Here is a 15782-nt window from a genome sequence, read left to right on the forward strand (position 1 = left end):
CATGGCCCGACAGAAAGTCCTGATTGTCGACGATGAACCCGATATCCGCGAACTCCTGGAGATCACCCTGGGGCGGATGAAACTCGACACCGCCAGCGCCAAGAACATCGCCGACGCCCGGGCCGTCCTCGAACGGGAAAGCTTCGACCTCTGCCTGACCGACATGCGCCTGCCCGACGGCTCGGGACTGGATCTGATCCAGTTCATCCAGCAACGCTTTCCGCAATTGCCGGTCGCCATGATCACCGCCTTCGGCAGTCTGGAAACCGCGGTCCAGGCCCTCAAGGCCGGTGCGTTCGACTACCTCACCAAGCCGGTCGACCTGCCGCGCCTGCGCGAGCTGGTGGGCACCGCCCTGCGGCTGTCCGGGCCTGCCCCGGCAGTGACCGGCGCCAGCGAAACCCAGCTGCTTGGCGAATCGCCGCCCATGCGCGCCCTGCGGGGCCAGATCGCCAAGCTGGCGCGCAGCCAGGCGCCGGTCTATATCAGCGGGGAATCGGGCAGCGGCAAGGAGCGGGTGGCACGACTGATCCATGAGCAGGGCCCGCGCGCGGGCCGCCCCTTCGTCCCGGTCAACTGCGGCGCCATCCCTTCGGAACTGGTGGAAAGCGAATTCTTCGGCCATCGCAAGGGCAGCTTCACCGGCGCCATCGAAGACAAGCAGGGCCTGTTCCAGGCCGCCCAGGGCGGCACCCTGTTTCTCGACGAGGTGGCCGACCTGCCACTGCCGATGCAGGTCAAGCTCCTGCGCGCCATCCAGGAAAAGGCCGTGCGCCCGGTAGGCAGCCAGCAGGAGATCAGCCTGGACGTGCGCATTCTCAGCGCCACCCACCGGGATCTCGCCGCCGAGGTCGCCGCCGGGACCTTCCGCCAGGATCTCTACTACCGCCTCAACGTCATCGAACTGCAGGTGCCGGCTCTGCGCGAACGTCGCGAAGACATCGGCGCCTTGGCCAGCCACATGCTCGAACGTCTGGCACGCGATTCCGGTCTGGCCGCGGCCACGCTGGGCGACGATGCCCTGGCCAAGCTCAAGAGCTACAGATTCCCCGGCAACGTGCGGGAACTGGAAAACATGCTGGAGCGGGCCTACACCCTCTGCGAAGGCGACGTCATCCGCCCGGCCGATCTGCGCCTGGCCGATGCGCCAGCGGCCACCGCCACCGGCGAAGCCAGCCTGGCCAACATCGCCAATCTGGAAGACCACCTGGAGTCCATCGAGCGCCAGCTGATCATGCAGGCGCTCGAAGAGACCCGCTGGAATCGCACCGCCGCCGCAGAGCGCCTGGGCCTCTCCTTCCGGTCGATGCGCTACCGACTGAAGAAGCTCGGCATCGACTGATCAGCCCGCCGCCAGCCGCGCGCCTGGCGCATAGGGCGCCGGATCGATGATCGGCGTGCGTTCGGTGAGCAGATCGGTCAACAACTGGCAGGACGCCGGCGCCAGCACCAGGCCGTTGCGATAGTGCCCGCAGTTGAGCCACAGCCCGGGCAGCTCCGGCACCGGCCCGATGAAGGGCACGCCATCCGGCGATCCCGGCCGCAGTCCCGCCCAGTGCGCCACCGGCGCCTGGTCGGCCAGCGCCGGCAGCAACTCGGCAGCCGACGCCTGCAGACTGGTCAGCGCCTCGGCAGTTGGGGTCTTGTCGAACTCGGCATGCTCCAGGGTGCTGCCGATGAGGATATGACCATCACGTCGTGGTATGGCGTAGCGCCCCTTGGCCAGCACCATGCTGGTCAGAAAGCCCACCGGCTGGCGATACAGCAGCATCTGCCCCTTCACCGGCCGCACCGGCACCGCCATCCCCAGGGTCTGCAGCAATTCCCCGCTCCAGGCACCCGCGCACACCACCACGGACTCGGCATGGATGGCCTCGCGCGCGGTCTGCACGCCCACCACGCGCTCGCCCTGGCGCAGGAAGCCGGTCACCGGCGACTCGCTCACCAGCGTCACATTCGGCATGCGCAGCAGGGCTTCGCGCAGGGCGCGCACCAGCCGGGGATTGCGCACATTGGCCACCCCCGCCATGAAGACCGCTCGCTCATAGCCCGGCCCCAGCACCGGGACCCGCTGCCGTACCTCCGCGACCGACACCGCCGCCAGCGGTCGCACATTGCGGCGCGCCCAGTCCAGCGCCTCGGCTTCGTCCTCAAGGTCGAGCCAGTACAGCCCGGTCACCTCGACCTCGGGGTCCACCCCCGTTTCCTGCCGCAGCCGTTCCCCCAGCACCGGATAGAAATCCTGCGACCAGTGCGCCAGCGCCGTCACCGCCGGCTGATAACGCCAGGGATACAGCGGCGAAACGATCCCGCCGCCAGCCCAGGACGCCTCCCGCCCCGGCTCGCCACGCTCGACCACCACCACCCGCCGACCGCTCAAGGACAGGCAATAGGCCGACATCAGCCCTAGCGCACCCGCCCCGACCACCGCTACATCAAAGCTCACGTCACACCTCTACATCCTGCAATTGACTATTCCGCCGTCTTGGCGCAAAACGGCTAGCGCGGCCAGGAAGGCCGCCTACCCACAAGGACGTCAACATGACCTATCGCATCGCGCGAGGCTTCAGCCTCTTCGAATCCCTGATCTGCCTCAGCGTGCTGAGCATCGTCGCTTCCCTCGCCATTCCCGCCTTCGGTGGAATGCTGCAGCGCAATCGTCAGCAGCTCGCCATTCAACAACTCAGGGAGACGGTCAACTTCGCCCGGGCGGCTGCCATCAACGGTTCTGGCAGCGTGTCCATCTGTCATGCACCGGCAGGCGACTGCGACAGCTCGAATCTCTGGTCGGTCACCACGCGGGTCTTCCGCGACTGGGATCGCGACGGCCTTCAGTCAGCCGAGGAGCCCACCCTGCTGACCAGTCAGCTCCCCGACGGCCTGCACTGGCGCTGGAACAATTTCCGTACGCTACCTCATCTGACGTTTTTGAACAGCGGTGTGACCAACGCCCTGAACGGCAGCTTCATCCTCTGCCAGGGCACCGAGCCGCGCGCACGACTGGTCCTGAACAAGGCCGGACGGATCGAAGTGACGAATCTTCGTACCACTGATCGCTGTGCCTGAAAGCACTGACCAAATACCTTGCCGTTTTGACCGGATATCCGCCGTACGCTGGCCCAGCCACGCATGATCCCCCATGCTTGGCCTTACAGCCTGGCGAAAAAGACGATGCGTACCCAGTACGGCTTTACCCTGATCGAAACCATGGTAGCGATCGCCATTCTGGCGATCGTGATCAGCATTGCTGCGCCATCCTTTACCCGAATACTGCAAAGCAATCGTGCGGCTGTGTTAAGCAACGAGTTGCTGGGCACCCTGCAACTCGCGCGGTCCGAAGCTCTAAAGCGGCGGACCAATGTCGTGCTCTGTCGCAGCACCGCAGGTAGCAACGTTTGCGTAGACGGCGCGGACTGGTCATCCGGCTGGCGCCTGATGCAAGGCACCATCGTGTTACGAACCTGGGAACCTATCAGTGGTGGCACTCTCACGGGTCCTAGCACAGGCATTACCTATCAAAGCAATGGCCTCAGTGGCGCTCAGGCAACATTTACGATTACTACGGCGCCCACGTGCAGCCGTACCATCCAGATCAGCGCAACCGGTAATGCCACGGTCAACGCAGGTGGCTGCCCATGAGCGGGTACGGATGGCAAAAGGGCGCCACCCTGATCGAGGTATTGGTCGCCATGCTCATCCTGGCTATCGGCTTGCTGGGTCTGGCCGGTTTGCAGACAGTGAGCGTGCAGAGCAACCAGGGCGCCTACTATCGTTCCCAGGCCACCATTCTGGCCAATGACATCGTGGATCGCATGCGCGCGAATCGAGTTGCAGCGCTGGCCAACCGGAGCAGCTATTCAGTGAGTTTTCCGACCTCAAAAAGCGACAACGCGCTTTCGGGTTCAGCGGCCCAGCAAGACGTAAATGGCTGGCTAAATGCCTTGGCTCTTAGCCTTCCCCAAGGCACAGGCAGCCTTAGCCTGGATAACAGCAACGCAGTCATCGTCACCATCTGCTGGAATGATCGCCGCGCTGCCATCAAATCGGCTCAGGCGGTGGCGCCGACAAGCGACAGTTGCAGCAGCCCTGCCACTAGCAACAGCAGCTTCGAGCTCTTCACCTACAGGACGCAGCTATGAGGCCCATCTCAGCCAAGCGGCAAGGCGGCCTTTCCATCATAGAGTTGATGATAGCCCTGCTACTTGGGCTGCTATTGATGGGCGGCGTACTGCAGCTGTTCCTATCCTCCAAACGTACCTACCAGACCAATTCGGCGCTGTCGCAAGTGCAGGAGTCAGGACGCTTCGCCTTGGAATTTCTGTCCTTCGACCTGCGGAACGCGGGTTATCGAGGGGGATGCCTGACAGCTCTCACCAGTTTGCTGCCGACCACCCTCACCCAACAGGAGGATGGCACGGACGATATCCGCTATGTCTTGACTACGGGTATACAGGGCTGGAGTAACACGAGTGATGTCAATAACCAAGCCCCGAACAGAACGCCCCCTTGGTTCAAGCCAACCTTCGATGCACGCACGCCTGACACCGATGTAGTCTTTCTTGCACATGCGGTGACACCTGCCGGTGTCTTGCTGACTGGCGCCACGGCAACCCAGATCTCGACCTCCGCCGGCCTACCTCAGAATCGTCTGCTGGTCATCAGCGACCCATTGAGCTGCCATCTGTTCGCCAATCAGAGCGCGGTCAACGACAATCGTGTATCCCTACCCAATGGCAGGACCTTCGCCCCACACGACTACGGCACCACCATCGCCAAGAACACCAGTAGCAGCACCAGTCCCAGCACTAGTAGTGACATGGCTCAGCTGTTGCTTTATCAAAGCGTGGTGTATTACCTGCAGAACAATCCTGATACCGGTGTCCCTTCACTCTGGCGCAGGGTCTACGACGGCCTCAATCAACCAGCGGAAGAACTGGTCAGTGGTATCCAGCGGCTCCAGATCCGTTATGCCACAGCAACCACTAATGGCAGCCTCAGCACCTCGGGTACCGGTATCTATAAAGACGCTAGCGATATTACAGATTGGCAAAGCGTAGTCTCGGCACGCATCCGCCTGCTAGCCGTGAGTCGCGAGCGCAATGCCGTCACGCCCAATCAACAGGTGGTCTTCAATGATCCTCCGGTCCAGGGTGTCGATCCACTAACCATCGCCGATGGCCGCATTGGCCAGGTCTTCACTCTTACCGTCAGCATCCGAAATCACCTGCCATGAATCAGCTTCCCTCGGCACAGCGCGGCGCGATACTGATCGTCACCCTGGTGATGCTACTGCTCTTGACCTTGCTAGCCCTTGGCAGCATGCGTGGCACGACCCTTGAGGAGCGCATGGCCGGAAATCTGCGTGACGAAAGCCGAGCCTTCCAGGCTGCCGAGATGGGCCAACGAGTCGCCGAGACGTGGGTAATGAACGCCAGTCTCGCTACGCTGCAGAACATGATGGTGCCACGGTCCGTAACGATCACTCCGCCAGAACTGCAGTCGACCATCTACAGCATCGTGCCGCTGCCCGGGGTCACCCTGCGAACTGCTGGAGGGGATATAGGTAGCAGCAAACCCATCACGACCAGCGTCGTCCGTATCCTTAGCAAGGGTCAGGGTGCAGCTCAAGACTTGTCCCTCTCTAGCAACGGTCAGTCCGCCAGCTCTGCAGCCAGTTCCAGCGTAGAAATCAGTACCCTTTACATCAGGCGTTAGGCCCGGAGATTTCCATGCGCCGATCTACTGCACCTTTCAGCCGCCTTAGCACTTCTGGCCTGCTGGCTTGTCTCGCCATAGCGCCATTAGCCCAGGCGACCGTTTCGCAATCGCCTCTGGTAACCGGTGGTGACATACCCGGTAGTCTCGCGCTGGTACCGTCAGTAGAGTGGCCGACGGTACTTTCCGTAGCCAACCTTGGCAGCTATAGCTCAGCCAACACCTACAGCGGCTATTTCGACTCCAATAAGTGCTACGTATACAGTTACGCGAATGCAACCGGTCAAGGTGGTACCAACTTGGATAACAGTTGGTTTCAGCCTCAAAGCGCCGCTACCGGCCGTAAATGCACGGGCGCCAAGCAGTGGAGCGGTAACTTTCTCAACTGGGCCGCGACACCTACCATCGATCCGTTTCGCAGCGCCCTGACAGGTGGTGCTCGCGTCAGGGATACCGCAACCCTTACGGTGCTTCAAAAAGCCCGACATGACGGGCAGAACAGCGCTGGCAATCGCCTTAACACTGATCAAGGGGTTATACCTCCGTCCGAAATCGCCGGCGCAACGCCTTTCGCAGCCACTTGGGACAACCTCTACGTTCGGTTGGAAGGTCAGGGTTTCGACATGCTGTTTTCCAACTGGAACGACCGTATTGGCGGCGGCGGTTCCGCGAACTATGGTTATGGCAACAACTGGTCTGAGGTCTGGGTTGATCTGGACCCAAGCAATACGCGTCAATGGGATGGCAACAATCTTCGCAGAGACTACTACCCCGGAGGTATTGCCCTTTATACCAACAGCGTCTATCGCGTGCGCGTTCAGGTACGGGTCTGTAATCCGGCGGTAGGCATTGAAACTAACTGTAAGCGTTACTCGGACACCAACTACAAGCCCGAAGGCTTGCTACAACAGTATTCAGATCGACTACGCTACTCAGTATTCAGTTATCTCAACGATTCCGATCAGCTTCGCGATGGCGGCGTACTCAGAGCCAACCAGGCATTCATCGGCCCGGTAAATCCTGACCAGAGCAGCAACTCCAGGACGGAGTGGGACGCGACCACTGGTGTTCAAAGTATCAATCCTTCACCTACCGAAGCCAGCGACACACCGGGCACTACAGGCATCACCAACAGTGGCGTCATCAATTACCTGAATAAATTCGGCTCAATGCCCTATGACGCCCAGAAAAACTATCGAAATTTGAAAAGTTTAGATCCGGTCAGCGAGCTCTATTACACAGCCATCCGCTATTTCAAGAATCAAGGCAACGTGGCCTCTTATAGCAATCTCACCGGGAACGCGACCAATCGTTATGCTCAAGCCGATGGCTTCCCAGTTGTTACCAGCTGGCAAGACCCCATCACCTACTCTTGCCAGAAAAACGTGATTCTCGGTATCGGTGATACCAATACCTGGCAAGACAAGAATCTCCCAGGAGGCGACACTTCCTCAGGTGGCGAACCCGCTAAGCCCCCCGAGGTGACAGCAGACACCACGGTGAATGTACAAACCGCCACCCAGAAAGTTGCCTCGCTGGAAAACATCACCATCAACACGCCCTTTACCGGCCGTGGAAACTCGGCCTATATCGCCGGCCTTGCCTACGATGCCCATACCCAAGATCAGCGCTCGGATCTGGCCGGCAATCAAACGATATCCACCTACTGGATGGACGTTCGGGAAAACCAGACGCTCGCTGGAAAAAGTCAGAACCAATATTGGCTTGCAGCCAAATATGGTGGCTTCGTAGTACCCAGTAATTTTCAACCCTATGCAACCACGACCACTCAGGCCAGCATCACCGAAAACCTTTGGACAACCAACGGCGAAACCCTGCCGACAGGAGACAAACGTCCGGACAACTTCTTCGTGGCCAGCGACGCTCAAGCCATGACTACCAGTCTGAAGAACGCCTTTGCTAAAATCGCTAGCGAAACCAGTAACACCAGCACCTCTCTGGGCGCCAACAGTGGCTCTCTGGAAACCGGCACAGCTTTCTACCAAGCGAACTTCAGTGCCCGTTACTGGAGCGGGGATCTGATTGCAAAGACCTTCAATACCGACGGCACCCTGTCTGCCACCAGCCTCTGGAGCGCTGCGGCCAAGCTGGATGCCCAGTCCTGGTCTACGCGCAAGATATTCACCATGGGGCCTTTTACGGGTACCAACCTGGTATCGACGGATCGCCAGAACTTCGACTGGGATGGCATCAAAGCGGAGGGGCAGACCGCGCTACGTCGCAATACCGACGGCAGTCAAGCCAGTGAGGATGAGGGCAAACGTCGATTGGCCTATCTGCAGGGCAACCGCAGCGAGGAAACCGCCGCCTCCAATCCCTTGCGTAAGCGTGCTAGTCGCCTAGGCGATATCGTCAATTCCGACCCGCTGTATGTAGGTCAGCCAGACTACGGCTATAACCTGCTGCCTAGCGCCCTTGGCGGCGATCAATACATCGCTTTCCGCCAAGGCACAGCCTATAAGAACCGCACACCTTTGATCGTCGTCGGCGCCAACGATGGCATGTTGCATGGCTTTGATGCCAGCCTTACCAGCTCGGGTGGAACCGAACTTTTTGCCTATGTGCCTCAAGCAGTGATGGGCAACCTCTACCGGCTGACCCAAAGCAACTACAGTCATAGATACTTCGTGGATGGCTCTCCAGCGACTTCTGACGTCTACTTCGGCAACAGTTGGCATACTCTGATCGTAGGCACCACAGGGGCCGGTGGCAATGGAGTCTTTGCCTTGGATGTCACGAATCCTGGAGCTATGACGAATCAAGCAGCGCTCTGGGAGTTTTCCTCTCCAGACATGCGCTATCCCATTCAAAAGCCGGCCATCGTCGCCCTACCCAATGGCAAATTCGGCGTCATCGTCACCAGCGGCTTTAGCGATAACGCCGTGACTTCAGGCAAGGTATGGATTCTTGATGCCAGCAATGGCGATGTACTCAAGACCTTTACCCTTACCACCACGGGCGGCCTGGGCGAGCCGCTGGCGATAGATCTGAATAATGATCGCATCACTGACTATTTCTATGTAGGAGATACGGCCGGGAATCTGTGGCGTTTCGACGTTTCCAGCACGGATAGCACGGCCTGGCAAACGCCTAGTGCCCCTATGTTCATTGCGACTGCCGGCAACGCTAGTAACGCTGCCAGACAACCCATCACCGCTCCTCTCAGCGCGGCCCTGAATACCGATGGCAAAGCCATCATCCTGTTCGGGACCGGTAGCTACTTTCAGATAGGCGACAACAACCTGACTGGTACGCCGCGCATGGAAACCTTCTACGGGATCGTTGATCGCGGCCAAACGGTTACCAGAAGTCAGCTGCTTGAGCAGAAGATCCTCAACGAGCGAACGGTTGGCACAAGAAAAGGACGTCGTGTCAGCACCTTCGACCTTACCTCAAACCAAGCCGGCTGGTTCTTGGACCTGGTGTGGAAGAGCGCAAATGGCGGGCCGGGTACTTTGACCGGAGAAAGAGTGGTTTCGTCGAGTAGACTGCACGGTGGTGCATTGGTATTCACGACACTGACGCCTTCAAGCGACCCGTGCACCGGCGGCGGCACCAGCTGGACCATGGCAATCAATCCGTTAAATGGCGGTTCGCTGAAATACACCTATTTCGACCTGAACCAAGACAATCAACTGAACGATAGCGACAACGACACCTTGCTCGGAGGAAACATACCTGACTCCGGCATGATAGATATCAATGGCGGTATTCTCAAAACACCTACCATATTGAATAGGGATACCTTGGCGGATGGTACTCCTTCATCTACAGACGTGCTTTATGACAGCCAAGGCAACCGTCTTGTTATTCCTAAAGGAACGAGGACATCAGGGCGAGTCTCTTGGCGAGAAATCAGGAACTGATTATGCCTGCATCCAATAAGTGGCCACATCTACCCAGACAGACTGGCTTCACGCTCATTGAACTTATGATCGTGGTGGCCATCGTCGGCATCCTGGCCGCCATCGCCTATCCGTCGTATCAGGAGCACATACGCAGGGCTAACAGAGCTGATGCCCAGGCCTCACTCATGGAGTTGGCACAGTTTATGGAACGAAACTACACCCGCCTGGGACGCTACACCACAGATGCGGCCGGTACGGCACCCACCCTGCCGTTCACTACCGCTCCCAAGGATGGAGGGCGGCCCGTTTATGATTTGAGCCTGAGTGCGGTGACGGCTACTGGCTACACCCTTCAGGCGGCCCCTCGTGCAAGCGGCCCCATGGCCGGCGATCGCTGCGGCAACTTGACGCTCGACAATGCCGGCTTGAAGGGCCAAAGCGGCACCGGCGCCACTACCGCCGACTGCTGGCGCCGCTAGGGCGCCAGGGACGTCCTATACCGCCTTTACCCTGAGCTCTCGCGGCAGGGTGAAGGTGATGTGTTCCGGCTCGCCTTCCAGCTCGATCTCGCCGGTGGCGCCCCAGCTCTGCAGCTGGTCGATGACGCCGCGTACCAGGACCTCGGGGGCTGAGGCGCCGGCGGTGACGCCGATGCGCTGCACGCCTTCGAACCAGCTCTGCTGCAGGTCTTCGGCGCCGTCGATGAGGTAGGCCGGAGTGCCCAGACGTTCGGCTAGTTCGCGCAGACGGTTGGAGTTGGAGCTGCTGGGGCTGCCCACTACCAGCACTACGTCGCTTTCCAGCGCCAGGGTCTTTACCGCGTCCTGGCGGTTGGTGGTGGCGTAGCAGATGTCGTTCTTGCGCGGGCCGTTGATGTGGGGAAACTTGGCGCGCAGGGCGTCGATCACAATGCGGGTGTCGTCCATCGACAGGGTGGTCTGGGAGACATAGAACAGGGCTTCGGGATTGCGCACCTCGAGCCTTGCCACGTCCTCCTCGTCCTCCACCAGGTAGATGGCACCGCCGGCACGGTCGTCGTACTGGCCCATGGTGCCCTCCACTTCCGGATGCCCGGCGTGGCCAATGAGGATGCACTCCTGGCCGTCGCGGCTGTAGCGCGCGACTTCCATGTGCACCTTGGTCACCAGCGGGCAGGTGGCGTCGAACACCTTGAGGCCACGCTCGGCGGCCTCGCGGCGCACGGCCTGGGAGACGCCATGGGCGCTGAAGATGAGAATGACATCGTCCGGTACGTCGGCCACGTCTTCGACGAAGACGGCGCCCCGGGCGCGCAGGTTGTCGACCACGAACTTATTGTGCACCACTTCGTGACGCACATAGATGGGCGGACCGAAAACGTCCAGCGCCCGATCGACGATGTCGATGGCGCGGTCCACGCCGGCGCAGAAGCCGCGGGGATTGGCGAGCTTGATCTGCATAGGCTCCTCTGCCCGCTTCACGGGCGGCGGTAGATCAGTGGGAGACGGCAGGCTCGATGGCCAGGATGTCCACGTCGAAGGTCAGCACACGGCCGGCCAGCGGGTGGTTGAAGTCGATGATCACCTGCTCGTCGTCGTAGCTCTTGACCACGCCAGGCATCTCGCCACCGGCGGCGTCGCCGAAGATGATCAGCAGACCGGGCGACAGCTCCATGTCACTGAAGTCGTCCCGGGCCATGGTCTGCAGGTTGCCGTCGTTGGGCTGGCCGAAGCCGCGCTCCGGTGGAATGGTCAGGCTGGTCTTGGTACCGGCTTCCAGGCCGAACAACGCCTGCTCGAAACCGGGCAGCAGATTGCCGTCGCCAACGGTGAAGGTGGCCGGCGCCTTGTCGAAGGTGCTGTCCACCACGTCGCCGTTCTGCAGCTTGATGGCGAAATGCAGGGTGACCCGGGTATCCGGGCCGATGGTGATTTCAGCCATGGGCTTCCTCGGGCTTCTTCTTGCGGAACATGTCCAGGGCCAGCATCACGGCACCGACGGTGATGGCGCTGTCGGCCAGGTTGAAAGCCGGGTAGTACCACTCCTGGCGCCAGTGCACCAGGATGAAGTCGATGACGTGGCCCAGCACCAGGCGGTCATAGAGATTGCCCAGGGCGCCACCAAGGATCAGGGCCAGGGCGATGGCGGTCCAGGTGTCGTTGCGCAGGCGCTTGAGCCAGACCACCAGGACCACGCTCACCACCGCCGCGATGCCGGCGAAGAACCAGCGCTGCCAGCCGGAGTGATCGGCCAGGAAGCTGAAGGCAGCGCCCGGGTTGTAGGCCAGGGTCCAGCTGAGGATGTCCGGAATCACCGGCACCTGCTGGTAAAGCGACAGGTTGGCCTGGAAGTAAAGCTTGGTCAGCTGATCCAGCAGGATCACCAGCACACTCAGGGCCAACCAGGGCAAGGCACCGAAACGCTGGGCGTCACGCATGCTCACGTACCTCGCCTGCGCCGTAGACGTTGGTCACGCAACGCTCGCAGATCTCCGGGTGTGCGGCATCCTGGCCGACGCTGTGGCTGTGATGCCAGCAACGGGCGCACTTGGGGGCCTCGGACTTGCGCACCACCAGCTTGAGTCCACTCAGTTCGCTGGTCACGGCGCCTTCCGGGGCCTTTTCCAGCGGCTGGACAGCGGCCTGGGACGAGATCAGCACGAATCTGAGTTCGTTGCCCAGGGCCTCCAGTACGGTCTGCAGGGCGCTGTCGGCGTAGAGGGTGATCTCCGCCTGCAGGCTGCCACCCAGGGTCTTGGCGGCGCGCTGGTTCTCCAGCTCCTTGTTGACCGCGGCCTTGACCGCCATCACCTGATCCCAGTAGGCGCGATCCAGGGTCGCGCCCTCGGGCAGGGCGAAGAGGCCGTCGTACCAGGTGGTCAGCATCACCGACTCTTCACGCTCGCCCGGCAGGTACTGCCAGATCTCGTCGGCGGTAAAGGACAGGATGGGCGCGATCCAGCGCACCAAGGCTTCGGCGATGAGATACAGCGCGGTCTGGCAGGAACGCCGCGGCAGGCTGTCGGCGCCGGTGGTGTACTGGCGGTCCTTGATGATGTCGAGGTAGAAGCCGCCCAGCTCCTGCACGCAGAAGTTGTGCACCTTCTGGTAGACGTTGAGGAAGCGGTACTCGGCGTAGGCCTGCTCGATTTCCTGCTGCAGCAGCAGGGCGCGATCCACGGCCCAGCGATCCAGGTCGATCATGTCCTCGGGGGCGACACTATTGACCGCCGGATCGAAGCCGGACAGGTTGGAGAGCAGGAAGCGCGCGGTGTTGCGGATGCGACGATAGGAGTCGGCGCTGCGCTGCAGGATTTGGTCGGAGACGGCCATCTCGCCGGTGTAGTCGGTCGAGGCGACCCAGAGACGCAGGATGTCGGCACCCAGGCTGTCGATGACCTTTTGCGGAGCGACCACGTTGCCCAGCGACTTGGACTGCTTGCGGCCCTGTTCGTCCACGGTGAAACCGTGGGTCAGCAGTTCCTTGTAGGGGGCATGGCCGTCGATGGCGCAACCGGTCAGCAGCGAGGAGTGGAACCAGCCGCGATGCTGGTCGGAACCCTCAAGGTAGAGATCGGCTACCGGACCCTGGTCATGGGCCAGCTCGGCATGGGAGCCACGCAGCACGTGCCAGTGGGTGGTGCCGGAATCGAACCAGACGTCGAGGGTGTCGCGACTCTTGTCGTACTGACCGGCTTCTTCGCCGAGCAGTTCGGCGGGATCGAGCTTGAACCAGGCTTCGATGCCCTCGCGCTCGACGCGCTGGGCGACCTCTTCCATCAATTCGACGGTGCGCGGATGCAGCTCGCCGCTTTCCTTGTGAGTGAAGAAGGGAATCGGCACACCCCAGTTGCGCTGGCGCGAGATGCACCAGTCGGGACGGCCGGCGATCATGCCGTGCAGCCGCGCCTGGCCCCAGGCCGGGACGAACTGGGTCTGCTCGATGGCCGCCAGGGAGCGCTCGCGCAGGGTGGCGCCTTCGTTGGGCTGCTTGTCCATGCCGACGAACCACTGGGCAGTGGCGCGATAGATCAGCGGGGTCTTGTGGCGCCAGCAGTGCATGTAGCTGTGATTGATCGCTTCGTGCTTGAGCAGCGCGCCCGCCTCTTGCAGCGTGGCGACGATGGCCGGATTGGCCTTCCAGATGAACTGGCCACCAAACAGCGGCAGCGACTCGGCGTAGACGCCATTGCTCTGCACCGGATTGAGGATGTCGTCGTTGCTCAGGCCGTATTGCTTGCAGATGCGGAAGTCGTCCTCGCCATAGGCGGGCGAACAGTGCACCACACCGGTCCCGGCGCCCAGCTCGACGTACTCGGCCAGGTAGATGGGCGACAGCCGCTCGTACAGCGGGTGGCGGAAGTTGATCAGCTCCAGGGCGGTACCCGGGGCGGTGGCGATCACCTCGCCCTGCAGGCCGTAGCGCGCCAGGCAGCTTTCCACCAGCTCCTCGGCCAGCAGCAGCAGGCGGTCGCCGACATCCACCAGCGCATAGGTGAATTCGGGATGCACGTTGAGCGCCTGGTTGGCCGGGATGGTCCAGGGGGTGGTGGTCCAGATGACGATGGCGGTCGGCTTGGCCAGCGCGCCGAGGCCGAAGGCGGCTGCCAGCTTGTCGGCATCGGCGATCGGGAAGGCCACGTCGATGGCGTCGGAGCGCTTGTCCTGGTACTCCACCTCGGCCTCGGCCAGGGCCGAGCCGCAGTCGAAGCAGAAATTGACCGGCTTCAGGCCCTTGAAGACGAAGCCCTTCTGGACCAGTTCGCCCAGCGCGCGGATCTCGCCGGCCTCGTTGGCGAAGTTCATGGTCAGGTAGGGATTGCTCCAGTCACCCAGCACGCCCAGGCGGACGAAGCCGGCCTTCTGCTCTTCGATCTGCTCGCTGGCATAGGCGCGGCAGCGCTCGCGGGTCAGGTCCGCCGGCTGATTCTTGCCGAAGGTGGTTTCCACCTTGTGCTCGATGGGCAGGCCATGGCAGTCCCAGCCCGGCACATAGGGGGCATCGAAGCCGGCCAGGGTCTTGGAGCGGGTGATGATGTCCTTGAGGATCTTGTTCAGCGCATGACCGATGTGGATGCTGCCGTTGGCATAGGGCGGACCGTCATGCAGGATGAAGGTCGGACGGCCCTTGCCGATGGCGCGCAGCTTCCCGTACAGGTCGATGTCCTGCCAGCGCTTGAGCGCTTCCGGCTCGCGCTGCGGCAGGCCGGCTTTCATCGGGAATGCCGTTTCCGGCAGGTTGAGCGTCGCTTTGTAATCGGTCATGTCAGTCCAGGCTCGTTGACGGTTGCCCCTGCCAGTAGGCGCGGGCCGTGGCGACGTCCGCTTCGATCGCCGCCTTGAGGGCCTCCAGAGAGGCGAATTTCTGTTCGTCGCGGACCTTCTGCACGAAGGTCACGCTGAGGTGGCGACCATAGAGGTCGCCGGAAAAGTCCAGCAGATGGATTTCCAGATGCGGACGGCCATCGCCCTGCACCGTCGGTCGCTGGCCAATGTTGGCCACACCGGGTACCACCTGCCCATCGATCAGGCTGCTGACCAGATAGACGCCGCGCAGCGGCGGTCGGCGCCGCTTGAGCTGAACGTTGGCCGTGGGCCAACCCAGCTGACGCGCCAGCTTCTGGCCGTGCAATACCCGCCCCGAAAGGCTGTAGGGGCGTCCCAGCATGCGCGCGGCCAGGGCCAGATCGCCGTCGGCCAGAGCCTGGCGGATCAGGGTGCTACTCACCCGCAGGCCGTCCAGCTCGACGGTGGTGGCGGCTTCCAGGGTGAAGCCATGGTCGCGGGCGGCCAGATTCAGGTAGGTGAAGTCGCCGGCGCGGTCGCAGCCGAAGCGGAAGTCGTCGCCGATCTCCAGGTGCTTCACCCCCAGGCCGTCCACCAGCACCTGCTGAACGAAGGCCTCGGCGGACAACTCGCGCAGCCGCCGATTGAAATTCAGGCAGAGCACGTTGTCGACGCCCAGGCGCGCGAAGCATTCCAGCTTCTCGCGCAGGCGGGTCAGGCGCACCGGCGCGATGTCGGGCAGGAAGAATTCGCGGGGCTGCGGTTCGAAGATCACCACGCAACTGGGCACCCCGAGCTCCGCCGCTCGCTCACGCAGCCGCGCGAGGATGGCCTGGTGCCCCAGGTGAACCCCGTCGAAGTTGCCAATGGTGGCAACGCAGCCCTTGGGAAAGGCGTCGAGATGATGGAGACCGCGAAACAGCTGCATGGATAG

At 61.7% G+C, this 15782-nt stretch carries 14 protein-coding genes; 8 read left to right on the forward strand and 6 right to left on the reverse strand.

Annotated features, from left to right (window positions below; genetic code table 11):
• The first annotated feature begins 1 nt into the window (after position 1).
• Positions 2 to 1342, forward strand: coding sequence for a sigma-54-dependent transcriptional regulator (locus BGI51_RS02865; RefSeq protein ID WP_187980251.1), 1341 nt, complete (start codon positions 2 to 4; stop codon positions 1340 to 1342).
• Here the strand turns inward: BGI51_RS02865 and thiO are convergent, their stop codons facing one another.
• Positions 1343 to 2446: a glycine oxidase ThiO gene (gene thiO / locus BGI51_RS02870; RefSeq protein WP_187980252.1), complete on the reverse strand. Its 1104-nt coding sequence runs from the start codon at positions 2444 to 2446 to the stop codon at positions 1343 to 1345.
• Between the two features lie 95 nt (positions 2447 to 2541).
• Between thiO and BGI51_RS02875 the strand changes: the two genes are divergently transcribed.
• The 7 genes from BGI51_RS02875 (at position 2542) to BGI51_RS02905 (ending at position 10063) form a co-directional block, all read left to right on the forward strand.
• A complete protein-coding gene (locus BGI51_RS02875; protein WP_187980253.1) occupies positions 2542 to 3066 on the forward strand; it encodes a GspH/FimT family pseudopilin in 525 nt (174 codons plus the stop codon).
• 63 nt (positions 3067 to 3129) lie between these two features.
• Positions 3130 to 3639, forward strand: coding sequence for a GspH/FimT family pseudopilin (locus BGI51_RS02880; RefSeq protein WP_252977199.1), 510 nt, complete (start codon positions 3130 to 3132; stop codon positions 3637 to 3639).
• Positions 3636 to 4139, forward strand: coding sequence for a type IV pilus modification protein PilV (gene pilV, locus BGI51_RS02885; RefSeq protein WP_187980254.1), 504 nt, complete (start codon positions 3636 to 3638; stop codon positions 4137 to 4139). Before BGI51_RS02880 ends, pilV begins: the two co-directional genes overlap by 4 nt.
• Positions 4136 to 5233, forward strand: a complete 1098-nt coding sequence (locus tag BGI51_RS02890) for a PilW family protein (RefSeq protein ID WP_187980255.1) — start codon at positions 4136 to 4138, stop codon at positions 5231 to 5233. Before pilV ends, BGI51_RS02890 begins: the two co-directional genes overlap by 4 nt.
• Positions 5230 to 5715, forward strand: coding sequence for a pilus assembly PilX family protein (locus BGI51_RS02895; RefSeq protein ID WP_187980256.1), 486 nt, complete (start codon positions 5230 to 5232; stop codon positions 5713 to 5715). Before BGI51_RS02890 ends, BGI51_RS02895 begins: the two co-directional genes overlap by 4 nt.
• A 14-nt stretch (positions 5716 to 5729) precedes the next feature.
• Entirely contained in the window at positions 5730 to 9602 is a 3873-nt protein-coding gene (locus BGI51_RS02900) for a pilus assembly protein (protein WP_187980257.1), read from the forward strand.
• 2 nt (positions 9603 to 9604) lie between these two features.
• The gene (locus BGI51_RS02905) at positions 9605 to 10063 is read left to right on the forward strand and encodes a type IV pilin protein (RefSeq protein ID WP_187980258.1); all 459 of its coding nucleotides are present in this window, start codon (positions 9605 to 9607) and stop codon (positions 10061 to 10063) included.
• Between the two features lie 15 nt (positions 10064 to 10078).
• Here BGI51_RS02905 and ispH read toward each other — a convergent pair whose 3' ends face one another.
• From ispH to ribF, 5 genes are read right to left on the reverse strand one after another with little or no spacing between them, the layout of a single operon-like run.
• A complete protein-coding gene (ispH, locus tag BGI51_RS02910; RefSeq protein ID WP_187980259.1) occupies positions 10079 to 11023 on the reverse strand; it encodes a 4-hydroxy-3-methylbut-2-enyl diphosphate reductase in 945 nt (314 codons plus the stop codon).
• Positions 11024 to 11057: 34 nt separating this feature from the next.
• Positions 11058 to 11504, reverse strand: a complete 447-nt coding sequence (locus BGI51_RS02915) for an FKBP-type peptidyl-prolyl cis-trans isomerase (protein WP_187980260.1) — start codon at positions 11502 to 11504, stop codon at positions 11058 to 11060.
• On the reverse strand, positions 11497 to 12000 hold the full coding sequence (lspA, locus tag BGI51_RS02920) for a signal peptidase II (protein ID WP_133861310.1): 504 nt from the start codon (positions 11998 to 12000) through the stop codon (positions 11497 to 11499). Before lspA ends, BGI51_RS02915 begins: the two co-directional genes overlap by 8 nt.
• Positions 11993 to 14827 (reverse strand): isoleucine--tRNA ligase, encoded by a 2835-nt coding sequence (gene ileS, locus BGI51_RS02925; protein ID WP_187980261.1) that lies wholly within the window; start codon positions 14825 to 14827, stop codon positions 11993 to 11995. Before ileS ends, lspA begins: the two co-directional genes overlap by 8 nt.
• 1 nt (position 14828) lies before the next feature.
• On the reverse strand, positions 14829 to 15776 hold the full coding sequence (gene ribF / locus BGI51_RS02930) for a bifunctional riboflavin kinase/FAD synthetase (protein ID WP_133861312.1): 948 nt from the start codon (positions 15774 to 15776) through the stop codon (positions 14829 to 14831).
• Positions 15777 to 15782 lie beyond the last annotated feature (6 nt).

Source organism: Pseudomonas oryzihabitans (assembly GCF_014522265.1).
Classification (GTDB): Bacteria; Pseudomonadota; Gammaproteobacteria; order Pseudomonadales; family Pseudomonadaceae; genus Chryseomonas; species Chryseomonas aestiva.